This window comes from Rhizobium sp. Root1334 (assembly GCF_001426665.1).
Taxonomy (GTDB): domain Bacteria; phylum Pseudomonadota; class Alphaproteobacteria; order Rhizobiales; family Rhizobiaceae; genus Pararhizobium.
In genome coordinates this window covers 128897-145691 of sequence record NZ_LMEY01000027.1, presented here as the reverse complement: position 1 = coordinate 145691, position 16795 = coordinate 128897, and the positions used below count along the sequence as shown (strand labels likewise).

The following is a 16795-nucleotide window of genomic DNA, read 5'->3' as shown; positions in this document are numbered from 1 at the left end:
GGCGCGTGGAAACAGGAAAACTGAAATGACGAATGTCGTGGTGGTCGGATCGCAATGGGGTGATGAAGGCAAAGGCAAGATTGTCGACTGGCTCTCCGAGCGTGCCGACGTGGTTGTGCGCTTTCAGGGCGGGCACAATGCCGGCCATACCTTGGTCATCGACGGTACCAGCTACAAGCTTTCCCTTCTGCCGTCGGGCGTCGTTCGTCCGGGCAAGCTCGCCGTCATCGGTAATGGCGTGGTCATCGACCCGCACGCGCTGATCGCGGAAATCGAGAAGCTCGACAAGCAGGGCGTGGCCATTACCCCGGAAAACCTGCGCATCGCCGACAATGCCACGCTGATCCTGTCGCTGCATCGCGAACTGGACGGCATCCGCGAGGATGCGGCGTCCAACAGCGGCACCAAGATCGGCACGACACGCCGCGGTATCGGCCCGGCCTACGAAGATAAGGTTGGCCGCCGCGCCATCCGCGTTATGGATCTCGCTGATCTCGACACACTGCCGGCCAAGGTTGATCGGCTGCTCACCCATCACAATGCGCTGCGCCGTGGTCTTGGCGAAGCCGAAGTGAGCCATGAGACGATCATGACCGAGCTTTCCTCGGTTGCTGCTCGCGTCCTGCCGTTCATGGAAACCGTCTGGCTGCTGCTGGATCGTCATCGGCGCAAGGGTGCCCGCATCCTGTTTGAAGGCGCGCAGGGCACGCTGCTGGATATCGATCACGGTACCTATCCTTTCGTTACCTCGTCCAACACGGTTTCTGGTCAGGCGGCTGCCGGTTCCGGCATGGGCCCGGGTGCGCTCGGCTATATCCTCGGCATCACCAAGGCCTACACGACCCGCGTCGGCGAAGGTCCGTTCCCGACCGAACTGCACGATGAAATCGGCCAGTTTCTCGGTGAAAAAGGCCATGAGTTCGGCACTGTCACTGGCCGTAAGCGCCGCTGCGGCTGGTTCGATGCGGCGCTCGTGCGCCAGTCGGTTGCCACCAATGGCATCACCGGCATCGCGTTGACCAAGCTCGACGTGCTCGACGGCCTCGATGAACTGAAGATCTGCGTTGGCTATACGCTCGATGGCGTCGATATCGATCACCTGCCAGCCAGCCAGGCACAGCAGGCCCAGGCAAAACCGCGCTATATCACGCTGGAAGGCTGGAAAGAATCGACTGTCGGTGCCCGCAGCTGGGCGCAGCTTCCGGCTCAGGCGATCAAATATGTGCGTCAGGTCGAGGAATTGATCGGTGCGCCGGTGGCGCTGCTTTCCACCAGCCCCGAACGTGACGACACCATACTTGTGACGGACCCGTTTGAGGACTAGTCTGACGTTGACGGCTAGGGAAGAATTTGGCGTAAATACGCCGATGGTATGAGAAAGTTCTGATGGCGGATTTTGTTGCAGTTATTCGAAGGACCGTCGATGGTCTGTCGGACAATGTTCCTGAAATGCGGGCCAAGGTCTATGACAAGGCCCGCGGTGCTGTCCGCCGTCAGCTTGAAAGCATGAAACCTCGTCCCTCGGACGAGATGATCGAACGCCAGATGGTCAAGCTCGAGGCGGCGATCAACGAGGTCGAGGACGATCACGCCGAGGCGCTACCTCCGCTGGACGATCAGCCCGCGGACGTGGTGCCGGAAGCGGCCGAAGTCGAGGATCACGTTGCAGAGCCGCCGGTGGTGGAAGCGCGTGAGCCCGAGGCTGACGTCGAGGAAGAGGAACGCGCGGAGCCTGTAGCGGAGTCGCAGGTCGCACCTGAACCGGTGGAACAGCCGGAACCCGTCGCGGACGTTGCACCGATTGCGGTCGTTGAGCCGACGGTGGAGGACGATCATGTTGATGCTCAGCCGGAACCCGAAGTGGTCGAGGCTGGCAACACAGCCGATGCTATAGAGGAAAATATCCCCGTCGAGGCGGCCTATTCGGAAGAACCGGAAGATGATCGCCACGAGGTTGTCGCAGAGCCGGAGCATCCGGCCGCCGCGACGTTCGAGCCTCAGAGCCGTTACGGCGCAACGGTTGATGAAACGGCCGATATTCTGGAAGCCGCGGTCCAATCGGACACCTTTGCAGAGCCGGCTGTAGAGCCGGTCGTTGAAAAACCCGCGCCTTCGGCCTCCACGGAATGGGAATTGCCGGAATGGAACGATCCGGTTCCGGCAACCGCCCATAGCGAGCCGGTCTGGACAGAGGCTGCGGAGCAAGCACCTGTTGCCGATGAAATCCCCGACCTCACGCAATACGAGCCTGTCGAGACGGTAACGCCGCTGAATGACGACAGCGGCGCCAAGGATAAAGCTGCGGCTGCCTGGGCTTGGGACGATAACGATCCGTTTACCCAGGCCCCGGCCGCTGCGGCCGCCGAAACATCGGAACCCGCCATCGCCGATTGGTCTTGGCCGGTCGAGAAAACGGATGCTGCTGAGCCTGAGCAGCGCAAGGCTGCCAATGACAGCTGGAATGATATCGATGAGCTTCTGGCGCATGGCGGTACGGCTGCAGCCGTTGGCGCTGCAGCAGCGTCACAGGCCGGCAAGGCTTCCTCCGCCGTCGATGAAGATGTCGAAGTGCCGGCGCGTCCGGTTTCCTACCGGGTGGAGCCGAAGCGCTCGCGATTGAATGTCAAGGCGATCGGGCTCACGGCAGTGCTTGCGCTGATCCTGGGCGGTGGCGGTTACGCCTATTGGCAAAATCAGACCACGGTGAATTCCTGGGTTTCCGGCGTACTGGCTTCTATCACCGCCAGCATCCCGGGACAGACGACGCCGGAAGCATCTGCGCCTGAAGAGGGCAGCAAGGATCTGACCGCGCCGGAGACGAACAACCAGACGCAGACGCCTCCGAATGCCGAGGTCGCGGCAGTCGAAGGCAGCACCAAATTCACGCAGCGCCTGCAGCAGGATGGCACCGAGATCGACGAGGGCCCGGCGCCCGCGCCTGCAGGTTCTGCTGCCACCGAGGAAGGCAAGTCTGTGGCTGCGCAGACGGAAGCGGGCAAGCCGGTCGATACCGCTCAGGCAACGGCAACCACGCCTGCAGGCCAGACGGCAACTGACGCGCAACCTGCCCAACCGGTGCCCGGTCAGCAGACGACACCCAATCCGGCGACGCAACAGGTGCCGGCCGGAGCCCAGAAGATGTTCCTTTACGAGGAACGGCTGGGGCAGTCCGCACCAACGGCGATCGAGGGCAATGTTGCCTGGTCTGTGAAGGAAGAATCCCCGGGTGGCGACGCCAAACCGGAGCCGGTCGTTCAGGCGCAAATCAATGTTCCGGAACGCGGTCTGACGGCACTGATGACGATCAAGCGCAATGCCGACTCGTCGCTGCCCGCCAGCCATGTAATCGAATTCGTCTTCTCACTGCCGGAAAACTTCGAAGGCGGCAGCATCGATAGCGTTCAGCGTGTTTCGATGAAGCGCAACGAACAGGATCGTGGCGATGCGCTGATCGCGGTTCCGGCCAAGATCACCGAGGATTTCCACATGATCGCGCTCAACGACTTCCCGGAAGCCGTTGCGACAAACACCGAACTTCTACGCACGCGTGGCTGGATGGATATTCCGTTGACCTACCGCAACGGCCGCCGCGCGCTGCTGACGCTGGAGAAGGGTGCTGCTGGCACCGAAGCCTTCACCAAGGCCATGCAGGCCTGGAGCCTGGCCGCAAAGCCTGATCCGGCCGGTCAGTAATTCGTCCATACGCACAAAAAGAAACCCGGCTGGAGCGATCCAGCCGGGTTTTTGTTTGTTCAGTCAGCGCCGGTATCAGGCGTCTTCAACGACCCGCAGCGCGTTCTGGCGATCCTGAGCCGCCTTGCGGACGGCGTCCTGGACCTTTTCAAAGGCGCGGACCTCGATCTGACGGACGCGCTCGCGGCTGATGTCGAACTCTGTCGACAGATCTTCCAGCGTCACCGGATCTTCCGTCAGGCGGCGCGCCTCGAAGATGCGGCGTTCCCGGTCGTTCAACACGTTCATCGCGCTCGACAGAAGGCTACGGCGGCTTTCCAGTTCGTCCTGTTCGATCAGGATGTCTTCCTGGTTGTCGTGATCATCGACAAGCCAATCCTGCCACTGGCCGGATTCGCCTTCACCGGCCTTGATCGGCGCGTTGAGCGAAGCGTCGCCGGAGAGACGCTGGTTCATCGAAATCACTTCCGCTTCCGACACTTTCAGGGTCGTGGCGATATGCGCGACCTGATCGGGCTTCAGGTCGCCCTCGTCAAGGGCCTGAATCTTGCCCTTGAGGCGGCGCAGGTTGAAGAACAGCCGCTTCTGGTTGGCGGTCGTACCCATTTTCACCAGCGACCACGAACGCAGGATATATTCCTGGATCGAAGCCTTGATCCACCACATGGCGTAGGTGGCCAAGCGGAAGCCGCGTTCCGGATCGAACTTCTTGACCGCCTGCATCAGGCCGACATTGCCTTCTGAAACGACTTCACCGATTGGCAGGCCGTAGCCGCGATAACCCATGGCGATCTTCGCCACGAGGCGCAGATGGCTGGTTACGAGCTGATGGGCAGCCTTGCGGTCGTCATGCTCCTGATACCGCTTGGCGAGCATGTACTCTTCCTGCGGTTCAAGCATGGGAAATTTGCGGATTTCATCGAGATAACGGTTGAGACCGCCTTCTCCAGCGGTAATGGACGGTAACGTACTGCGGGCCATGATGCACCCCCCTTTCGCGTTCCAGCCTCCTCTTGGCAGGCCGGGCATGTGGGTCTATCCGACCCCACATGCTCATAGATAAGTGCGGCGAAAGCATGATTCAAGAACTCCGGTTTCACAGAGATGTGAAGCCAGAGAAGCGCATGCTCCAGTTGGGTTACAGCCTGTAAATTGTGTCCGCCCTCGAAATATCAAGGGCGGAACCGGTCATTTGTAACATTTTGTAGAATTTCCGGCGCGTGCCGGTCAATGGATCGGCGAGTTGTCCTGTTCTTCCTCAAACATGACGGCGACATCGCCATTGGCGCTGAGACGGACGCGATTGTCATCGACGCTTGCCACCAGTTCAAGGGCGATGAAGTGGTGGTGGTCTTCGTGGCCGAAGCCGCTGTCCTTCTTGGTCAGCTTGATGCGATCGCCTTCGACGCGATCGACCGTGCCGATATGAAGACCGTCGGCGCTGATGATTTCGGCATGTTCTCTGATCTGTGTGGCATCAATCATCGGGTTTCTCCTTATTGTCATGCCAAAACGCACGACGGCGGGAAAGGATGCATACCGGCCTTAGAAATCCGCCCGCCCTCAATCCAGCCCATGGGCCGTCAAATCGAAGCGCCGCCGTTACCCGTTCTGGCCCGGCGATAGCGGCTGTATCCGTCGCCATAGGCCTGGCATCGCGAGATGCCGATATCCTTCAACTGGTCATCGTTGAGTTCCAATAGGGCCAGCCGGTTGCGGCGCTGCCGCACCAGCCTGCCGATCGATCCGAGAAATGCACGTAGACGCGCAAAGCCTGCGGGGTGGGTGATGTCCGCCGACGCCTGATCGCCGGACCCTTGCACAACAAGCTTCAATCCGGCGATCAGGGCGTGTTCGTGCGGCACGCGATCACCAATCACATGAGGTTCGTTTTTCATCGATATCTCTCCGGGAAATGCCGGCCCATCATCAGGCCGGCGGGTCGGGGCAGGGGACCGGTTTCGGTCCTATCCCTTCGATAGTTGGGTGGGGTGGATTGCCGCGTCGGCCTCGCGCAGCGCCTGCGCACATTCCTCGCAGCAGACTTCGACGGTCTTGCCACCGATCTTGACGGCGATACGGCTGGCATCAAGTTCGCAGTCACAGGCGGCGCATGTATTGTCCTGCATGATCATTCCTCCGGTTGATGTGTTTCGACCAGGAGAGAAGACCATTTTGGCCAGGACAGCGCTGTCAGATTCTTTAGCGATCTTGCCTATCGATCAGCGCAGGCCGGCGAAGCGCTGGAATTCGGCCGGAGTGCGGCCATAAGCCTGGCGGAATGACGACGAGAAATGGCTATGGCTCGAAAAGCCGAGATCGAGGCCAAGCCCCGTCAGGTCGTCATAGCTGCCGAGCAAGTCGAGCGCCTTGGCCAATCTCAGCCGTAAATGATAGCGATAGAGCGGCGTGCCTTCCACCTGCTGGAAAACTTGCGTCAGGTAGACCGGCGAGACACCGGCTTCCCTTGCAATCTCCGCCAGTGTCCAGCGCCGGGCGAGATCGGAGGAGAGGATAAGCTTGGCCCGGTCCACCAGTTTCTGCCGGCCGATGCTGGCGGTCGCCGCACGGGCCGTGCGTTCGCCGACTGCGCGGCGCACCAGCGTCATTGCCAGCGTTTCTGCTTCCAGGGTTTCCGCCGTGCCCCTGAGCAGGCTGTGGCGCAAAAGGGCGACGAGCGCCTGTGCGCGGGCGTCTATGCGCAGGCGCTGCTTGTTGAAGGCGAAGGGACTTCTTGCGGCACTGTGAACTTTTGGGACCAGTTCCTCAAGCGCCGCTTCGTGCACGGCCAGGCTCAGGCATGCATCGCCGCCTTCCACGGGATGGGTGATGCGATAGTCCTCGTCGCGATTGAAGAACAAGACCTGATTGGCTTCGGCAACAACGTCATCGCTGCCGACATGGCGAAGGAAGACACCCCGATAGGGAAACACCAGACTGGTGACGTGCGAACATTCCACGTCGCTCCTGTGCCGGCATTCACCGGTGCACAGCACGTCATGGACGCTGACCATCTCGGTATCGAGAATTTTCCTGGCCGCAAACTGGCTCATGAGCGCTCCGGGTTCCAAGGGTCTTTATACGCCTCGAATGGCCGGATCGCCAAGTCCCAGCGTTAGCCCCGCAAGGCTTCGACCAGTTCCTGCATGTCATCCGGGACCGGCGATTCAAAATGCATGGTTTCCCCGGTGGTGGGGTGCTCGAAGGCCAGCATGAAGGCGTGCAGCGCCTGCCGGGGGAAACGGTTGACTACCGCCTTTGCTTCATCCGGCAGAAGGTTGGCCTTGGTCTTGAAGGCCGCGCCGTAATCGGGATCGCCGATCAGTGGGTGGCCGATATGGGCCATGTGGACGCGAATCTGGTGGGTGCGCCCGGTTTCGAGATTGCACTTGATCATCGCGGCAAGGGCGGTCGCATCCGGTTTTTCGTGATAGCGCTCCATCACCTCATAGTGGGTGATCGCCTCGCGCGCATCATCTGACCCTTCTTGCTTGACCGCGCGCTTCACGCGGTCGCCGGCGCGGCCGAGCGGTGCATCGATCGTGCCCTTCAGCCCTCGCGGGCGGCCCCAGACGATGGCCATGTAGGCGCGTTCCAGTGGACCGGTGCGGCCATGGTCGGCAAACTGGTCTGAGAGGTGGCGATGAGCGATATCGTTTTTGGCGACCACCATGACGCCGCTGGTATCCTTGTCGAGCCGATGGACGATGCCGGGCCGCTTGACCCCGCCAATACCCGAAAGACTTGCGCCGCAGTGGTGGATCAGGGCGTTGACCAGCGTGCCGGTCCAGTTGCCGGCGCCGGGATGGACGACCAGACCCGGGGGCTTGACCAGCACGATCAGATCGTCGTCCTCATAGAGCACGTTGAGCGGGATATCCTCGCCCTTCGGCTCGGGGTCTTCCGCTTCCGGCAGGCCGATCTCGAAGACGTCGCCGGGCTGCACCTTCTTCTTGGCTTCCTTGACGGTCTTGCCGTTGACGGAGACCTCACCCTGTTCGATCAGGGCCTTGATGCGGTTGCGGGAAAACTCGCCGCCCAGCGCTTCCGTCAGGTATGCGTCCAAACGCCCAGCCGCGTCTTCATTTGCCGTCAGGACTTTCCTAATTGCCGGGGCTTGTTTAAAGGGGTCGTTCATTCTCGTTCCATTCCGCAGGTAAGGCCAGCCATGTCCAATCAGAAACCAGTCGAACAGGAAGACAAGCCGCTCGATCCGGTGATGGAGAACGTGCGCCGCAAGATGATCAAGCTGCAGCTGGTCTCGGGTGGTATCATGTTGGTGATGCTTATGGTCGTGCTTGCAGCGATTGTCTATAAGCTTACGCGTCCGGGCAAGGCCGATGTGGAGCAAAGCGCCTCAGTCTCGGTGCCGGGCGATGCGCCGATCACGGCAATCGCAGCACTGCCCGCCGGGTTTGAAGTTTCGAATGTTGCCTTGTCGGGCGGGCAGATCCTGTTCTACGGCGCGGTTGCTGGTGGAGAGCGCAAGGCGATCGTTTTCGATATCGCCGCTGGCCGCGTCGTTGCGGATGTCTCCGTCAAGACCAACTGAGAAGGCTGAGCTGTGACACCGCTCCGCATCGATGATCCGGCCGATCCGCGTATTGCCGGTTTCGTCTCGATTAGGGAGCGCGACCTGACGGGCCGGCATGGCCGCTTTATCGCCGAGGGCACGGTCGTGCTGCGCATGCTGGCGGTGGCGCATAAAGCGGGCCGTGGTATCGAGGCTGAAGCCATTCTTCTTCTCGAAAACCGCGTCGATGGTGTCAGCGGCATTCTCGCCGAATTCCCGGCGGACATTCCGGTCTATGTCGCCAGTGCTCCCGTGTTCGACGCCATAGCCGGTTTCAACATGCACCGTGGTGTGCTGGCGCTCGGTAAGCGCCAAACGGCGCCTGGTCTGGATGCGCTGGTAAATGGTCTTCCCGCCAAAAGCCTGGTTCTTGCCGCTTGCGGAATCTCCAACCACGACAATATGGGATCGATGTTCCGCAACGCCGCTGCCTTTGGCGTCGATACCATCCTGATGGACGAAAGCAGCTGCGATCCAATGTACCGCAAGGCGATCCGGGTCTCTGTCGGCTCGGTGCTGAGTGTCCCCTTCGCCCGCGAAGGATCAGTGACGGCGCTGATCGGGCGTCTGCAGGCTGAAGGCTTTGCGATCTGGGGTCTGTCGCCGCGCGGAAAGACCGACCTGCACGATATTCCTCCGTCGCCGCGCACCGTGCTTCTCGCCGGGACGGAAGGCGAGGGGTTGCCTGAAAACATCATGGCATCGATCCAGACCGCCCGTATCCGCCAGCGGCCGGGACTGGACAGTCTGAATGTCGCTACCGCCACCGGCATCGCTCTGCATCAGGTGGCGATGATCAACGGCTTTATCTGACGGCAAAGATTAGTTCTGTTCCGGCGGTAGCATGTCGCGGGCGCGGGCAGCGAGGCTCTTGTCTGGGGCGTTGGGTTGCGTGCTTGCTGTCGAGAGGAGGGAAGGGATCGGTGACGCCGGACCTTCCTTGGCCGCTGTCAAAGCCACCATAGTTGCCGCGATATCGGCAATCTCCTCGCGCAAGGCATCGTCATGCGCTGAAGACGTCGAGTGTGTCAGCTGCTCCGAAAGTGCTGCAGCCCGGTTGCGGGCATAGTCGGCCGGTACGGTCAGATCGATGGCTGCTACGGGTGACATGGTGTTCTGTGCATCGGTGTTGTCCTGTGTTTCCAAAGTGCCGCCTGTTGCCGGGCCGGCTGCTGTGGTTTTCTTTTCGCGGCGCACGGGCATGGTCAGGCCGGCGGCCCGCAGCGCCTTGGAGGCATCGCGCAGGTCCGTGCCCGTATCCCTGACCTTGGCCTTCAAGCGTTCGATCTCACTGCCCCTGCGTTCAAGAAAATTGTCCTTATCGGCATTGGCGGCCATTTCCCGGGCGAGCTTGACTTCGAACTGCTTCAGGCGGGTTTCGTCGCGGGCAAGCCGTACTTCCAGTTCCCGCGCCTTGGTGCTTTCGGCTTTCAACTCGTTGCGCATGATCTCGCGCTCATCCTTCAGGCCGGCAATACGGCTTTTCAGGTTCTCGGCCTCTGCATCATGGGCGGCGACGTCGATCTTCAGGCTGTCCATGTCGCCGGTCAGATGGTCCACCTGTCTGTTCAGGGTTTTGATATCGACGTTCTTTTTGACACTGTCCCGTTCGACATTGGCAAGCGTCGCTTTCAGCCGCTCGATGTTCTGCTCGAGCTGGCGGGCTGCCGAGCGCAGGTCCGCGGCTTCCACATTCATGTCGGCAAGTTGCGCATGCAGGTCGGCATTTTCACCAGCGAGGCGCTGGGTTTCTTTTAGCGTCGCTCCATTCTGGAGCAGCAGCGCGACGTTCTTGTCGCGCTCGCGTTTCAGCATCTGGCTTGTCCGGGCATTTTCGGCTGCATAACCGGCGCGGGCCGCGTCTTTCTGGGCGCGAACTTCCTGTGGCGATAGCGGCATCGTTGCTGTCAGCCGGTCTTCTGCAAAGCGCACGATACGCCTGTGAACGACCGGTGCCGCCAGCAGGCCGAGGAGAGCCGCGGTCAGAAAACCCAGGGCAAACAGGAGTGCGAATTCAATCACGGGCTGGCCATTTCAGTTCTGAACACGCGGCGATACGCCATAATCCATGGTTTTCGTTTCATTCGCACTAAAGACGAACGACAATATCACTTCAAGTGTTCGCGAACGCGCATTTTTTTCCAGCCGCCTCGGCGACTGGAAAGACTTTTGGAAAAGGCGGAGCGTTTAGAAGGGGTTCCAGGTCGGCTGTTGGGTCAGCTTCAGATAGCCGACATTGATGCCGAGGCGTGCACCAAGGCCGGTGCGGATGGGAACCAGGACGATGTTTTCGTCCGTCAGCACGGTCATGCCAACCCCGGCAACCACATAGGCCGAGCCGGAGACGCCGCCGAAGCGCTTGTAGAGTGAAGGAACGGCCGGCAGGTTGTAGACCAGCATCATCGTCCGGCTGCCCTGGCCACCCCAGTCGAGGCCAAGGGACGGCCCCTGCCAGAACACGTTATGTTGGCCGGCGTTCTTGGTATAGAGGTCGCCTTCGCCATAGGTCAGGCCAGCCACGAATGCGCCGGATCCCTCCTGGCCGAGAATATAACCATTCGGCAGGCCGTATTTCGAAAATGCGTTCTCGACCACCTTGGCAAGTCCGCCAGAGGTGGAGCCGAAGAAGCCGTGGCCGGCATCGACGATTTCCTGCATCGTATACTGGCCGCCGTTGTTGCTCTGCGCAAACGCCGCCGGCATGAGGCTGAACGCAGCCATCAACGCCACGAATGTGCGCAAGAGTGGGAATTTCACGGCATTGACGATCCGCTGCATGTTCTTCTCCGTAAACTCAGGCCTGCCTGCGACGTCATGCGCGGGCCGCTGTCCTGTCCCGTCTCACTTGGTGACGGGCTTCGGGCTGATCGTCAGCAATTTGAACCGATGATCTTAACAATCGGTTTACCAAATGTGGTGTCTTTATGATCTTCGTCCCGAGGCTATGCCCGCACAATGTTCGTGGGTTAGACGATGGGGCAAAAGGATCGCGGAAGGCCGCCTGATCTCGCTTGTGAGCCGCTCGAAGGCTATTGAGGATACGACCATGGGAAAGAACCCGAACCTGACCTTGACCGGTCCCGATCTCGCAGCGCTTCTGTGCAGCCGTGTCTGCCACGACATCATCTCGCCGGTCGGCGCGATCAACAACGGCCTTGAACTGCTCGACGAGGGCGGGGCGGATGCCGATGCCATGGACCTGATCCGCACCAGCGCGCTCAATGCTTCCGTCCGGTTGAAATTCGCCCGGCTGGCGTTCGGCGCCTCGGGCTCGGTCGGCGCATCGATCGATACCGGTGAAGCGGAAAAAGCAGCCAAGGATTTCGCTTCCGTCGAAAAGAAGACGGAAGTCACCTGGACCGGCCCGCGCGTGATCATCGCCAAGAACCGCGTCAAGCTGCTGCTCAACCTGTTCCTGATCGCTTACGGCGCCATTCCGCGCGGTGGTTCGATCGATGTCATCCTGGAAAACCCTGAATATGACGCGGCTTTCAAGCTGATCTGCAAGGGGCGGATGATGCGTGTACCGCCAAAACTGGTCGAGCTTCTTTCGGGCACACTCGAAGAAGCCGTCGATGCCCATACGATCCAGCCCTATTACACGGTTCTGCTTGCCGAGGAGGCCGGCATGGAAATCGAGGTCAACTCGAACGCGGAAGAAATCGTGTTTTCCGCGAAGATGGTTGCAGCCTGAGGCGGAGATAAATCTGCTTTTAGGCGTCGCGGTAACTGATTCTTTGCCAAAGCGGCCTACGGTTGTTGATAGGGATTAAATTCCCGCTGTAGCGCAGAGAGGGAGCTTGAGATGCAACGCTTGATGATTGCCGATGATTCGGACGTCGTACGCAAGGTCGGAAAGCGCATTCTCTCCGGCCTGAATTTCCTCGTCTCCGAAGCTGCCAATGGTCTCGAAGCACTCGTGCGCTGCGAAGCGGAACTGCCCAACATCATCATCGTCGATGCCGGTCTTGATGGCGCGCTGGATCTGATTGCCAACATCCGCAATCTGCCTGAAGGCAAGACCGTGCGCATCTATTACTGCGTCGTCGAGGCGGACCTGAAGAAGATGATGGCTGGCAAACGCGCCGGTGCCGATGATTTTCTTCTCAAGCCATTCGACCGGAAGATCCTGACGAGCGTCTTCGGCAGCCTGTCGATCGCCGCCTGATCCCTTCGCCAAGTTTCCAGTTTCTTTGAAGCCGCGCCCCTTTGGTCGCGGCTTTTTCGTCTCTGTTTTCAGTCCCTGTGCCGGTTATCCTGGCAGGTGGCAACGAAAAACCCGCCATTTCTGGCGGGTTTCTGAAACTTCGGGGCATATGCCGTCATGGCGCCCGCGCATATGCGGGATGCTGAGCGCCAACCGGCTGCCCGTATTGTCTTTCAAGCGCCGATCAGGCGCTTTCTGCGAGTTCGCCTTCAGGCTCGCGCAGCACATAGCCGCGGCCCCAGACGGTTTCGATGTAGTTTGCGCCGCCGGCAGCATTTGCGAGCTTCTTGCGCAGCTTGCAGATGAACACGTCGATGATCTTCAGTTCAGGCTCGTCCATACCGCCATAAAGGTGGTTGAGGAACATTTCCTTGGTCAGCGTCGTACCCTTGCGGAGCGAAAGCAGCTCCAGCATCTGGTATTCCTTGCCCGTCAGGTGAACGCGCTGGCCGCCGACTTCAACAGTCTTGGCATCCAGGTTGACGATCAGTTCGCCGGTCGAGATGACCGACTGTGCATGCCCCTTGGAACGGCGCACGATCGCATGGATGCGTGCGACCAGTTCGTCCTTGTGGAACGGCTTGGTCATGTAGTCGTCGGCACCAAAGCCGAGACCGCGAACCTTGTCTTCGATGCCGGCCATGCCGGACAGGATAAGAATAGGTGTCTTGACCTTGGATAGGCGCAGCGTTCTCAAAACCTCGTAACCGGACATGTCCGGCAGGTTAAGATCGAGCAGAATGATGTCGTAATCATAGAGCTTGCCGAGATCGACACCCTCTTCACCAAGATCGGTGGTGTAAACGTTAAAACTTTCCGACTTGAGCATCAGTTCGATGCTCTGCGCTGTCGCGCTGTCGTCTTCGATGAGTAGAACCCGCATAATTGTCCCCTTTTCCGCCGCCGAAAGGTGTTGATGGCCCCCTTACGCGATACGGATCCAGTCGTTGCCTGATTTGGAGGCTGCCAGCAAATGGTTAACAAATTCTGATTCACTCTGGCAAGGTGTACCGAAAATGTTAAATATTTTTTGCAGTCCCCTGATTTTGCATGTGAATCTAGAATGACATCCTTAATGCGTAACATTAAGGAAATCGGCTATCTGACTCATCTGACTCAATCTATGCCAAACACCAAATTTTGCGCTTAGCATTTACTGACCCTTAAATGATCGTCCCTATGATTAACGATGCCCGTAAACGAAAGGTTACCAGCGGTAGGATTTTGTTAAGATCGCTGTAATTTTTTTTGTTTCCGACACCGTAAGGTCGGTTGGACGGGTCAAATCCAGTAACCGGGGTCTCGCATCACGGGAGTATTGCGTATGAAGTCACGTGAGAGCCTTGTTCGCCTGAAGGAATTTCAGGTGAAGGAGAAACAGCGTCAGTTGAGCCAGTTGCAGCTGATGATGTCCGAATTTGAGCGGATGACCAAGGAATTGGAAAACCAGATCACGTTCGAGGAAAAGAAGTCCGGGATCACTGATCCCACCCATTTCGCCTATCCGACATTTGCCAAGGCTGCGCGGCAGCGGGCAGACAATCTCCAGGTCTCGGTTCGGGAGCTGAAGGTGCAGCAGGATGCGGCGGAACTCGCGCTGGAAGAGGTTCAGGCGGAATTCGCCAAGGCCGCAGCGCTTGAAGAACGTGATAGCGGTGCTCGCATGCGCGCTTAAGGCGCGCTCGAGCTTTTGCTCAAGGCCAAAAGGCCCTTCTCACGGACTTGTCTCAAGTTCGTGAGAAGGGCCTTGTGTATTTCCCAGCTGTTTTTAGCAGCACTTCCTAAGCCTGGATCACATCCTGCCATTCGGGATGGCGTTGCGTCTGGGCACGCATGAAAGGGCAGAGCGGAATGATCTTCCAGCCACCTTTTCGCGCCTCGGCGATTGCGTGCGCCGCCAGCGCCTGGCCGACGCCTTTGCCGCGCAACGCGTCCGGAACGGCGGTATGATCGATGATGATCAGATGCGACGATGACCGGGAATAGGTCATTTCTCCGGTATGGCCCTCGACCGTTGTGCTGTAGCGGCCATGCGAGCCGGTTTCCTCACTGATGATATCCATGACATCTCTCCCTTTTTTCCGGCTGAGCCGGGACCGTTTCCGTTGCGTGGTTGGTTCATTGCCGCACATGTTCAGGCCAAGGTCCCCGGCGCACCACCAAGGACCTCGCTGTTCAGCATCGCCAAAGATGATATGTAATCCTGTCCGCGCAACAGAAGACAAGAATCATGCGTCTTATCACACCGCTTTTCCTTGTCCTTTCAGCCTTTTTTCTGGCTCTCGGGCTTGTGTTGCCGCTGGTCAGGTTTGAAAAACTGGTATTTTCAACGAAACGCCGTCGCTTCTCGGAATCGTGTCGTCACTCTGGGATGAGGGCAATCAGATGCTTGCCGTCATTGTGGCGCTTTTTTCCGTCGTGTTCCCGTTGGCGAAGCTGGTCGGCATGACTTTCGAGGCGACAGCGTCGGCGGACGGCAAGGCTGCGGGCGTGGTTGCCCGCCTTCTGCCGATCCTCGGCAAATGGTCGATGATGGATGTGATGCTTGTGGCGCTCGTCATCTTTGCAGCCAAGACCAGTGGAATGGCCGAGGCTTTCACTCAACCCGGTCTATGGTTCTATGCCGGATCGGCGGTGCTGACGGGGCTCGTTCAAATGCGGCTGCGGCCGCACTGAATGCGGCCGCTTGAGCTCTTGCAAATTAAGTATCTGGCTAGTGGCGATACTGCTGGATTCGCGTCGTACGCAGGCCGGCAAGGCCGTGGTCGCTGATCGAGGACTGCCAGGACAGGAATTCTTCAACGGTCAGGGTATAGCGGTCGCAGGCTTCTTCCAGGCTCAGCAGTCCGCCACGCACGGCGGCGACGACTTCTGCCTTTCTGCGGATCACCCAACGGCGCGTATTGGCCGGAGGAAGGTCAGCAATTGTCAAAGGGCTGCCATCGGGTCCGATGACATATTTCACGCGGGGTCGTATCATTTCGGTCATTGGACTCTCTACACATACTCAAGACCATATAGGCTCAACTTACCCTGCCACATTTAACATTTGCCTAAGCGAGTGGTAACAATTTGCTAATAATTTTAGAGACTTCCAGCGTGCTCTTCGACCAATTGCAGATCTCGAAAACCCCGTGCACATACATCATGAGTTTTCCCGGGTGCGTGGCTCTATTATAAGGTGTTGAAGTTTTGTATTCGTGTCTTCAAGGTCTGCATGGGAGCTATGCAAATATAATGGTTCAATTTGCATAAAATTGTTGATAGTAACGGCCAGTAATTGAGCATATGCAGCATTTTGTTGCTCTGGAATGCTCTCGATGCACCATTTTATTTCAAAATACCGTTCCTTTCGCTTCGATTGTGTCCCTTGGGGCCTCTCGGGGTTTTGTCGGTGTTGGATTTATAGCGTGCTGCCGAAAAAATTCCGGAACGAGAATTTTTTGGAGAGCTGGTGGTATGGCCGGCAGTTTGGTGATTAAAAATATGAGAGACCCTGACAAGCTGACCTTGCGAAGCGAGGCTTATGCTGATTTCCTTTCCGGTATGAACAGTTCCGCAGTCCAGACGGAGTATGAAGTGCTCCACCTGATGCGCCAGTGTACGGCGCAGTTCGGTTTTAGCCATTTCATGATCGCGCGCGTTCCGTTCGGCGAGCAGCAGCGCTTCGCCGAGCGTCTCGTTTTGAGCAGCTGGCCATCGGAGCTTGTGCGGGAATATGACGCCGCTACGGTTTTCCAGGCCAGTGCGCTGATCGAGCAGCTGCGCCATACGAAGCTGCCAGTTTTCGGCGCAACACAATCCCTGCTCAATGCGCAAGGACCTGCGGCACGTGAACATGTCGATGCGCTGTTTGGCGGGCAGGCGATGAGCAACACATTTGCCGTTACGCTGCACACCACCCACGGGGAAGCGTTTGCCGTCCTGCTCTGCGGGCCGCGTGGTGAACCTGACAGGGCCGAGACGGCTGACCTCTATCTGACATTGCTGCAACTGTTCGAAACTCTCGAGCGCACCTTCGAGGTCGGCGCCTCGGCGCGCGACAAGCTGTCGACGCGCGAGATTGAATGTCTTCGCTGGGCTGCAGCCGGCAAGAGCAGCGATGAGATCGCGATCATTCTCGGCATTTCCGCCTATACGGTCTCCAGTTATTTCAAGACCGCTACCCGCAAGCTCGATTCCGTCAATCGCATGCAGGCGATCGCGCGCGCCATGCGAATGAAGCTGATCTGAACGCGGCAGAGCCCTTGCCCTTGTTCAATTCTTCCCGACTTTCTATATAGCGGCTTGCGGTATGGCCGGTCTGCCCGGCGACCGCTTCG

The 16795-nt window shown here is 58.9% G+C and carries 19 protein-coding genes and 1 pseudogene; 9 read left to right on the top strand and 11 right to left on the bottom strand.

Annotated features, from left to right (window positions below; genetic code table 11):
- Positions 1–25 precede the first annotated feature (25 nt).
- Together ASD36_RS22585 and ASD36_RS22580 are read left to right on the top strand one after the other, a co-directional pair.
- Complete coding sequence (locus ASD36_RS22585; protein ID WP_060506455.1) at positions 26–1324, top strand: adenylosuccinate synthase; 1299 nt, start codon at positions 26–28, stop codon at positions 1322–1324.
- A gap of 62 nt (positions 1325–1386) precedes the next feature.
- Positions 1387–3693, top strand: coding sequence for a hypothetical protein (locus ASD36_RS22580; protein WP_060506454.1), 2307 nt, complete (start codon positions 1387–1389; stop codon positions 3691–3693).
- 75 nt (positions 3694–3768) lie between these two features.
- Here the strand turns inward: ASD36_RS22580 and rpoH are convergent, their stop codons facing one another.
- From rpoH to ASD36_RS22555, 6 genes are all read right to left on the bottom strand, one after another.
- The gene (gene rpoH, locus ASD36_RS22575) at positions 3769–4674 is read right to left on the bottom strand and encodes an RNA polymerase sigma factor RpoH (protein ID WP_060506453.1); all 906 of its coding nucleotides are present in this window, start codon (positions 4672–4674) and stop codon (positions 3769–3771) included.
- A 246-nt stretch (positions 4675–4920) separates the two neighbouring features.
- A complete protein-coding gene (locus ASD36_RS22570) occupies positions 4921–5178 on the bottom strand; it encodes a DUF2171 domain-containing protein (protein ID WP_060506452.1) in 258 nt (85 codons plus the stop codon).
- Positions 5179–5276: 98 nt separating this feature from the next.
- Entirely contained in the window at positions 5277–5591 is a 315-nt protein-coding gene (locus tag ASD36_RS22565; protein ID WP_082512301.1) for a DUF1127 domain-containing protein, read from the bottom strand.
- A 69-nt stretch (positions 5592–5660) separates the two neighbouring features.
- The gene (locus ASD36_RS31060; protein WP_164491972.1) at positions 5661–5822 is read right to left on the bottom strand and encodes a hypothetical protein; all 162 of its coding nucleotides are present in this window, start codon (positions 5820–5822) and stop codon (positions 5661–5663) included.
- A 93-nt stretch (positions 5823–5915) separates the two neighbouring features.
- On the bottom strand, positions 5916–6746 hold the full coding sequence (locus ASD36_RS22560; protein WP_060506451.1) for a helix-turn-helix domain-containing protein: 831 nt from the start codon (positions 6744–6746) through the stop codon (positions 5916–5918).
- A 62-nt stretch (positions 6747–6808) separates the two neighbouring features.
- Entirely contained in the window at positions 6809–7831 is a 1023-nt protein-coding gene (locus ASD36_RS22555; RefSeq protein WP_060506450.1) for an RluA family pseudouridine synthase, read from the bottom strand.
- Positions 7832–7861: 30 nt separating this feature from the next.
- Here ASD36_RS22555 and ASD36_RS22550 point away from each other — a divergent pair, with 30 nt between their 5' ends.
- Positions 7862–8245 carry a hypothetical protein gene (locus tag ASD36_RS22550; protein ID WP_060506449.1) on the top strand — a complete coding sequence of 128 codons (384 nt, stop codon included), beginning with the start codon at positions 7862–7864 and terminating at the stop codon, positions 8243–8245.
- A 12-nt stretch (positions 8246–8257) separates the two neighbouring features.
- Positions 8258–9079 (top strand): RNA methyltransferase, encoded by an 822-nt coding sequence (locus tag ASD36_RS22545; protein WP_060506448.1) that lies wholly within the window; start codon positions 8258–8260, stop codon positions 9077–9079.
- Between the two features lie 9 nt (positions 9080–9088).
- On the opposite strand, the gene ASD36_RS22540 is transcribed toward ASD36_RS22545, so the two are convergent.
- Both ASD36_RS22540 and ASD36_RS22535 read right to left on the bottom strand, forming a co-directional pair.
- Complete coding sequence (locus ASD36_RS22540) at positions 9089–10288, bottom strand: hypothetical protein (RefSeq protein ID WP_060506447.1); 1200 nt, start codon at positions 10286–10288, stop codon at positions 9089–9091.
- Between the two features lie 165 nt (positions 10289–10453).
- Complete coding sequence (locus ASD36_RS22535) at positions 10454–11044, bottom strand: EipA family protein (RefSeq protein ID WP_060506446.1); 591 nt, start codon at positions 11042–11044, stop codon at positions 10454–10456.
- Positions 11045–11312: 268 nt separating this feature from the next.
- On the opposite strand from ASD36_RS22535, the gene ASD36_RS22530 reads away from it, so the two are divergent.
- Both ASD36_RS22530 and ASD36_RS22525 read left to right on the top strand, forming a co-directional pair.
- Entirely contained in the window at positions 11313–11960 is a 648-nt protein-coding gene (locus ASD36_RS22530) for a histidine phosphotransferase family protein (RefSeq protein ID WP_060506445.1), read from the top strand.
- 111 nt (positions 11961–12071) lie between these two features.
- Positions 12072–12434 carry a response regulator gene (locus tag ASD36_RS22525; protein WP_060506444.1) on the top strand — a complete coding sequence of 121 codons (363 nt, stop codon included), beginning with the start codon at positions 12072–12074 and terminating at the stop codon, positions 12432–12434.
- Positions 12435–12657: 223 nt separating this feature from the next.
- Here the strand turns inward: ASD36_RS22525 and ctrA are convergent, their stop codons facing one another.
- Complete coding sequence (gene ctrA, locus ASD36_RS22520) at positions 12658–13356, bottom strand: cell cycle two-component system response regulator CtrA (RefSeq protein WP_037099813.1); 699 nt, start codon at positions 13354–13356, stop codon at positions 12658–12660.
- Positions 13357–13797: 441 nt separating this feature from the next.
- Between ctrA and ASD36_RS22515 the strand changes: the two genes are divergently transcribed.
- Complete coding sequence (locus ASD36_RS22515) at positions 13798–14148, top strand: hypothetical protein (protein WP_037099811.1); 351 nt, start codon at positions 13798–13800, stop codon at positions 14146–14148.
- 106 nt (positions 14149–14254) lie between these two features.
- Here the strand turns inward: ASD36_RS22515 and ASD36_RS22510 are convergent, their stop codons facing one another.
- Entirely contained in the window at positions 14255–14536 is a 282-nt protein-coding gene (locus ASD36_RS22510) for a GNAT family N-acetyltransferase (RefSeq protein WP_060506443.1), read from the bottom strand.
- A 167-nt stretch (positions 14537–14703) separates the two neighbouring features.
- On the opposite strand from ASD36_RS22510, the pseudogene ASD36_RS22505 reads away from it, so the two are divergent.
- A pseudogene (locus ASD36_RS22505) lies at positions 14704–15149 on the top strand (paraquat-inducible protein A).
- Between the two features lie 37 nt (positions 15150–15186).
- Here ASD36_RS22505 and ASD36_RS22500 read toward each other — a convergent pair.
- Positions 15187–15462: a DUF1153 domain-containing protein gene (locus ASD36_RS22500; RefSeq protein ID WP_037099805.1), complete on the bottom strand. Its 276-nt coding sequence runs from the start codon at positions 15460–15462 to the stop codon at positions 15187–15189.
- A gap of 497 nt (positions 15463–15959) precedes the next feature.
- Here ASD36_RS22500 and ASD36_RS22495 point away from each other — a divergent pair, with 497 nt between their 5' ends.
- Positions 15960–16706, top strand: a complete 747-nt coding sequence (locus tag ASD36_RS22495) for a LuxR C-terminal-related transcriptional regulator (protein ID WP_060506596.1) — start codon at positions 15960–15962, stop codon at positions 16704–16706.
- Positions 16707–16795: the final 89 nt, after the last annotated feature.